5 protein-coding genes are annotated in these 7348 nt (G+C 40.1%); 3 read left to right on the top strand and 2 right to left on the bottom strand.

What is annotated here, in order from left to right; translation table 11 throughout:
* A partial coding sequence (locus BM163_RS13900) for a hypothetical protein (protein WP_220083670.1) occupies window positions 1–258 on the top strand: 258 nt, incomplete at its 5' end.
* A gap of 199 nt (window positions 259–457) precedes the next feature.
* Here BM163_RS13900 and BM163_RS11860 read toward each other — a convergent pair.
* Together BM163_RS11860 and BM163_RS11855 are read right to left on the bottom strand one after the other, a co-directional pair.
* Window positions 458–3904: an FtsX-like permease family protein gene (locus BM163_RS11860; RefSeq protein WP_089803408.1), complete on the bottom strand. Its 3447-nt coding sequence runs from the start codon at window positions 3902–3904 to the stop codon at window positions 458–460.
* A gap of 12 nt (window positions 3905–3916) precedes the next feature.
* Complete coding sequence (locus tag BM163_RS11855; protein WP_089803407.1) at window positions 3917–4618, bottom strand: ABC transporter ATP-binding protein; 702 nt, start codon at window positions 4616–4618, stop codon at window positions 3917–3919.
* Between the two features lie 305 nt (window positions 4619–4923).
* Between BM163_RS11855 and BM163_RS11850 the strand changes: the two genes are divergently transcribed.
* Together BM163_RS11850 and BM163_RS11845 are read left to right on the top strand one after the other, a co-directional pair.
* Window positions 4924–5496 carry a TetR/AcrR family transcriptional regulator gene (locus BM163_RS11850; protein ID WP_089803406.1) on the top strand — a complete coding sequence of 191 codons (573 nt, stop codon included), beginning with the start codon at window positions 4924–4926 and terminating at the stop codon, window positions 5494–5496.
* Window positions 5497–5684: 188 nt separating this feature from the next.
* A complete protein-coding gene (locus tag BM163_RS11845) occupies window positions 5685–7292 on the top strand; it encodes a PTS transporter subunit EIIC (protein WP_089803405.1) in 1608 nt (535 codons plus the stop codon).
* Window positions 7293–7348 lie beyond the last annotated feature (56 nt).

Below are 7348 nucleotides of genomic sequence, written 5' to 3'. Positions count from 1 at the left end.
GCAATAGGCTTTAAAGAAAAACTCCCACCGATGTTGTATTCGCTTGTTCCGGAGCAGAAACAAGGTCTACATCATTGGACGCAATGGGCGTATATGATGCGTACCCTGTCTTTTGTTAGAACCCATGTGTTCTACCAGACGGAACGATTCGACCAAAGCAAGTTGTGTTCCTGGAACACACTATTTCCCCAACATGCTTTAACAGATGTTGAGAAAATAGGTTTGCGGCGGTTGGAGAGTAGAAAATCCTATGCTTAGTTGAATGAGCATGGGTTGCCTTTAGGGTGTCCTTATGGAATCCCCTTCCTCAAACATTCGTGAGAATGTTAGGTGGGGGTAGTTCAATTCAGATGTCCCTATAGCTTATTAAAAAAATAGTCCTAATCCTTTAGAGGTAAAGGATTAAGACTATTTTAATCACACAAAGTACGATGATTGATATAGCATACGGATAAATTTATTCATTTGATTTCAACGCTTCAATCATATCAACATGTTTTAATTTCTGATGCATCATCACCATAACCATGGTCGAAAAGATCATAGTCAGTATCGCGGCATACACGTAACTTGTCCATGATAGGCTCGGATTAAACATCATATTGTCCATTGACGCTGTATCTAAAATAAAAATGTGTAATAAACGACCAAACAAACCACCAACAACAATACCCATAATGGTCAAAATAATGTTCTCACGGTATATATACATCGTGACTTCCTTGTCGTAAAAACCTAAAACTTTAATCGTTGATAATTCTCTAATCCGTTCTGATACATTAATATTGGTTAAGTTATAGAGCACGATAAAAGCTAATCCAGCCGCTGCAACAATCAAAACAACGACAACAATATTCAAACTTTCCATCGAATCTTTAAACAAATTAAGCATAGACTCATTATAACTTGTCGTAATAACATAATCAGACACACTTAGTTCCTCGCTCAGTTTAGCCTCAAACGCTTCACTATAAGGGTACTTTAACAATTCCGCATTATACTCTGGCGTCTTATTTAAGGCGGCTTCATACACATCAGGACTAAGATACAAGTAATGACCGGCATAATTTTCGATAATACCGCCAACGGTCACCGTTAGTACTTCATCATCAGCTGTTGAAAGTGTGAAGTCATCACCTTTTTCTACTTCAAACAGTGTCGCTAATTTTTCAGTAATAATGGCACCATTTTCTTCTAAGTTAAACGCCTCATCCGTCGTTCGACTTTTCAATTGGACAAACTGATCAAGGACACCTGGTGTTTCCGGTACAAACAGCGTCACATCTTGTGGTGCTACCCCAGCTTTATTTGCGTCAAGCGTTTCTTGATAAACCATTAGCGATGCCTCAATGGTATCCATCTTATCAATAATCGCTCGATACGCCTGTTTTTCAGTTTCTGTCGCCTCACTATCAAGCGCCACAACGGCTTCATAATTCATCACCCGACCAAATTGTAAGTCGACGATTCCTTCAACAGCGCTTTTTAAACCGAAGCCAGTGATAATTAAAGCCGCACATCCACTGATCCCAATCACCGTCATTAACATCCGTTGTTTATAACGAAACAGGTTTCTCGCTGTGACTTTTTGCATAAAGTTCATTCGGCGCCAAACGGGTGTGATGCGTTCAATTAAAATCCGTTTCCCGTTCTTAGGTGCTTTTGGTCGCATCAGAATAGCTGGTGTGGTTTTCAAATCTTTTCGTAACACATACCAAGCGGTCACTATACTTGAAAACAGTGCAACAGCTAAAGATATCAGTGTGAATGACCAATAAAAGTCTAATGCAAGGGGTGGTAAATTATATAAAATTTGATACGCGTTAAAGATAACTTTAGGTAATAGTGTATACCCCAAAACTAAACCAAGTATGGCCCCAACTAACGTGGCTGATAAGGCATACCAGTAATATTTCTTCTGAATATCACGATCGGTATAGCCAAGCGCTTTTAACGTCCCCATTTCAACCCGTTGTTCTTCAATCATTCGTGTCACAGTCGTTAGTGTGACAAGCGCAGCAATTAAGAAAAACACAACCGGGAAGATTGTCGCCAAGTCACTCATTCGCTCAGCATTGTTTTCAAATTCAACCAGTTGGCCGTTATCATGACGAACACTTAAGTAATACGTTGGTGCAGCAAGTGTATCAAGCTCAGCAAGTGCTTCAGTAAGCTCTTGTTCTGCTTCTTTGATCTCACGTTCAGCATCTTGTTTTTCTTTATTAAAGGTCTTTACACCCTCTTCATAGTCCGCTTGACCTTCAGCGAGAGCCTCTTTTGCTTCTTCTAATTCTCGGACACCTTGGTCATACTCAGACCATCCTCGATCAAGCTGACGCCGACCGTCCGCAAGCTCTTGCTCTGTCTCAGTGCGTTGATTATTTAATTGTTTGCGTGCGTCTTCTAACGCGGCTTTTCCAGCATTAATGTCGTCAAGACTTCCCTTTAATGCCTGTTGCTCTGCTTCTAATTCATTACGCTTTGCATTCACTTCATTGATATTGGTGCGCAACTCAGAAATACCTGCAGTCAAGCCAGCATCAGCAGAAGCGATAAAAGTGCTAACCTTTTCCTGTGTCACCGTGCCGTTAAAGTAACCTTGTAGTAACGTAGATAAAGATGTGTCGTTAAACGTAACTTCGGATGTTTCATCGATCCATGCTTGTCTCATCTCATCTGTCAGTAAATCGATGGGTGTTTGGAATAATTCCGAGAGTTGTTGGTTTAATTGACGAATGTCATCGCGTTGGTCAAGAAGAGCGGTCTCCTGAGTGACAAGATCCGCATAAGGTTCATTTAATTGATTCAACCCCGCTTCAATCTCACGAAGGCCGTCTTTTACTTGTTGTTCACTCTCTTCAAGCGTCTTATTTTCATTTGCTAGTCGTTCTTCTGCCTTTTTCATTTCTTCCTCAAACGTTTCAACACCGTCACGGTAATTTTGTTCTTCTCGGTCAAGTTCTAAAAAGGCGTCTTCTAGTTCAGCTTCAGCCGAACGAATCTCGGCTTCCCCTGTTTCAAGTTCTTCTTTTGCCTCTGCTAATTCTTTTTCTGCATCCACAAGTTCTTGTTTTGCCTCTTCAATCTCCGTTTGCCCATCGTCAATTTCTTCTCTGGCATCTAACGTGATTTGATCAAGGCGACTTCCCCCTACTTTTTCTAAGGCAGGTTCGTATGCGTCTTTATAATCGTTCATTTGTTCAATATAAGTGTCGCTATACATCGAGAGGTTTTCCGATGCCTTAAACGTGACAAATATATCCGTATACACATCAAGGGTGAACACATCCGCTTGAACAACACCAAAGGCATCGAGTTGACCTCGCCCTAAAGTTGTCTGACCTCTTGAATCATTTGTAATATAGCGTGGCGATGTGACAAAACCTACGACAGTATACGTTGATTCTAATACAGTATCAGAAAGATTCGCGTCCTGTTTACCGCTATAAATCGTTACCACATCACCAATGGCATATTGACTTGTCATAATATCATTGTAGTCAAGGGCTATTTCATTTACCTTCTCTGGTAAACGGCCTGCGTCTACTCTAAACTGATTGAGCTGATTGGTGTCATCATAACCGATTAACTTTATAACGAGTCGATCCTCACCAAATAGAACATCACTACTGTAATGGCCTTCCACTACTTGAATAGCTTCTTCTTCTTTTAGTAACGTGTATTCTTCCTCATCTAATCCATAATTAGATTGAATGTGTAAATCATATAAATTTTGTCGGTCAAAATAATCGTTCGCAGTCTTCAACATATTAGGCCCAGTTGCTTGCAAACCTGAAAAGAAACCTACGCCAAGTAATATTAAAAATAAAATTGAGAAAAAGCGTGCTTTTGAAGAAGTAATCTCACGCCAAATCATTTTATAAAGCGCTGTTTTTTTCTGCATGAGAACTCCTTTCTACCACTCGATGTCATCTACTGAACGTGGGTGTGGATTTTCGACGATTTCTTTTACTTTTGCATCATGAATATAAATAACCCGATCAGCCATTGGTGCAATCTGGGCATTATGTGTAATCACAATAACCGTTGTATTAAACTCACGTGCCGTATTTTGTAGCAGCCGAAGAATTTGTTTACCCGTTTCAATATCTAATGCGCCTGTCGGCTCGTCACACAATAAGAGTTTAGGATTCTTTGCTAGCGCACGCGCAATGGCTACCCTTTGCTGTTCACCACCAGATAATTGAGCCGGGAAATTATCTCGACGTTCTGTTAATCCAACACTCTCCATCACCTCATCTACATCTAACGCATCTGGTGATATTTGACTTGCAAGTTCAACATTTTCCCGGGCGGTTAAGTTAGGTACTAAATTGTAAAACTGAAAGACAAAACCGACGTCTTCGCGTCGATAAGCCGTTAATTGTTTCTTTGAATATTGACTAATATCTTTATTATCGACGTACACATGCCCTTCATCTGGTGAATCCATCCCACCTAATATATTTAGCACTGTCGATTTCCCAGCACCGCTTGGCCCTAGAATGACCGCAAATTGGCCTTGTTCGACATCAAATGTGATACCATTATTCGCAACAATCTCACTTTCACCCATCGTATACCGCTTATATTCATCTATAACCTTCACATAACTCAAGGATATTTCCCCCTTTAATAGTCGTCATTCGCTGACCTCTCTTTTTACTTCTCTCATTCGACTACTCGTTTTTATACACCTTATAATTCTAAATTTTATTATATTCACTGTTACGCCTTCATCACATGCTGATTGATTTCATCGTATATAACAATTATAATAGACATAGTGTCGGTTATCAATCTACAATGTCGGATTGTTTGTCAGTTATCCAACAATATATCATTTATATGTCGGATTCCAGTAAGAGACATTCGATGACCGCAGTGTATATATCACAGATAAATAAATGAGGAGGCGTTTATATGAATCAAATGAATGATCGCCGGGTAAAAATGACAAAACTACTGTTACAAGAAGCACTTGTTGAACTGTTACTAACGAAACACATTTCAAAAATATCGGTTACTCATCTGTGTCAAACAGCTGATATTCATCGAAGTACCTTTTACACACATTATACTGATCCGTATGATTTGTTACACCAAATCCAAACAGATGTCGTTAATAACATACGCCATTATATGGCCCAGCAAACAACAGATGAACGCTCCCCTGTCAGTAAACAAAAATTAATTCCTCTTTTAGAATACGGAAAAAAGAACGCCGACCTCATTTCAGTGCTCTTAAGCGATCATTGCGATGATGTATTAGAAAATGAAATCATGCGCTTTGTCAATTTAATCTCTTTGTCTCACCTAAATAAAGTAGATGATGCGATGAAAGATTACGTGATATTGTTTGGCGTGAGTGGGAGTATGGCCATGATAAAAAAATGGCTACAAGAGAGCACAAAAGTATCCGCTGAAACGCTGGCCGATTTGATTATTCAATTAACAGAAAAAGGCGTAGGCTATTACAGTAAGCAGTCGAATTAACAGAGAACATCATCATTAAACATCCTCTATTCAAACGTTTAAATCGACCCCTTTCGGGAATAATATACTAGCTGCTTAAATTAATGAGAAGATGTAGACGTGTTGTTATCCGTATTTATTCATTCTTTTACAGACACTGGCTATTTTCTCTTTACTTAAGTAGACTATTCTTTTTTGGGGGAGATCACATGAAAGGTAAGGTCATGGACACCTTGCAAACGTTAGGAAGGACATTTATGTTGCCCATCGCATTACTACCAGCAGCCGGTATTATGCTTGGGATTGGTGCATCCTTTACGGGTGATGCGTTTGTTGAATTGTATGGTTTAGAGAATATCTTAGGAGAAGGAACTGTTTTAAACGGCTTTCTTTCCATTTTAAGTGACTCTGGGGGCGTTATTTTTGGTAACTTGCCTCTGTTCTTTGCGATTGCTGTTGGTCTCGGTGTGGCCAAACAGGCAAAAGAAGTTGCGGCACTTTCTGCCGCTGTTGCATACTTTATGATGTATGCTTCGATGACCAGTACAATTGATAATTTCCGTGATATTGATGCACTTAGCGAAACCGCTGGACTCGTCGGTTCTGTTGTTGGCTTTGATAACACACTAAACATGGGTGTATTTGGTGGTATTATTATCGGACTTATCGTCGCCTACTTGCACAATCGCTTTTATAAAATCGAATTGCCCGATGCACTCTCATTCTTCTCAGGTACGAGATTTGTTCCTATCATTTCAGCCTTCACAGCTGTATTTGTCGGTATCATCATGGCCTTCGTTTGGCCGTTTTTCGGTGCTGGTATTGCTTGGTTAGGTGAAGCAGTCGCCGATTTAGGCTATGTTGGAACGTTCTTATATGGTTTTATCTACCGAGCACTGATTCCACTCGGACTCCATCACGTCTTTTATTTACCGTTTTGGCAAACCGCTCTTGGTGGCGTCGCAGAAGTAGCTGGTCAAACAGTCGAAGGAGCACAGAATATTCTCTTTGCCCAACTATCTGCAGGTGAAGTGATTGATCCTGAAGCAGCTAAGTTCTTTAGTGGTATGTTCCCATTCATGATCTTCGGTTTCCCAGCAGCAGCTTTTGCCATGTATCAAGCAGCACGTGAAGAACGCAAAAAAGATGTAAAAGGTTTAATGGTATCCGCTTCACTCACATCTATTTTTACCGGTATTACCGAACCCATTGAGTTTTCATTCCTATTCGCATCACCATTCCTATATTTCGGTGTCCACGTTGTCTTAGGGGCATTATCGTTTGTCATCATGCATGTCCTTGAAGTCGGGGTGGGCTTAACGTTCTCAGGTGGTTTGCTTGACTTTGTTTTCTATGGCATTTTGCCAGGTCAAGCGATCACCAACTGGATTCCAGTTGTTATCGTGGGTATTATTTACGGTTTTGTTTACTACTTTGTCTTCCGCTTCTTCATTCACAAATTCGACTTAAAAACACCTGGTCGTGAAGAAGGTGACACAGAGTCTAAACTTTATACAAAACAAGATTATAAAGACAAGAAAGCCGGTGGAAAAGCTGGCGAAGTAACAGATGAAATGTCAAAAGATATTATCGAAGGTCTAGGTGGCGAAGATAACTTAAACGATGTGAGTAACTGTGCGACACGTCTTCGTGTTAATGTGAAAGATGGCGATAAAGTTAATCAACCGCTACTCAAATCAACAGGTGCCGCAGGTGTTATGGTAAAAGGAAATAATGTTCAAGTTATTTACGGACCTAAAGTAGCGAATATTAAATCAAATATTGATGAATATCGTCAAGCACAGAAAAACGAATAATTGCGTTATCAATCGAACATGACAAGCCCCGTTGATACACCATGTATCAACGGGGC

It is taken from the genome of Halolactibacillus alkaliphilus (assembly GCF_900115465.1).
Taxonomy (GTDB): domain Bacteria; phylum Bacillota; class Bacilli; order Bacillales; family Amphibacillaceae; genus Halolactibacillus; species Halolactibacillus alkaliphilus.
Note: the sequence above shows the minus strand (reverse complement) of the source record. Positions and strands in the feature narration are given on the sequence as shown.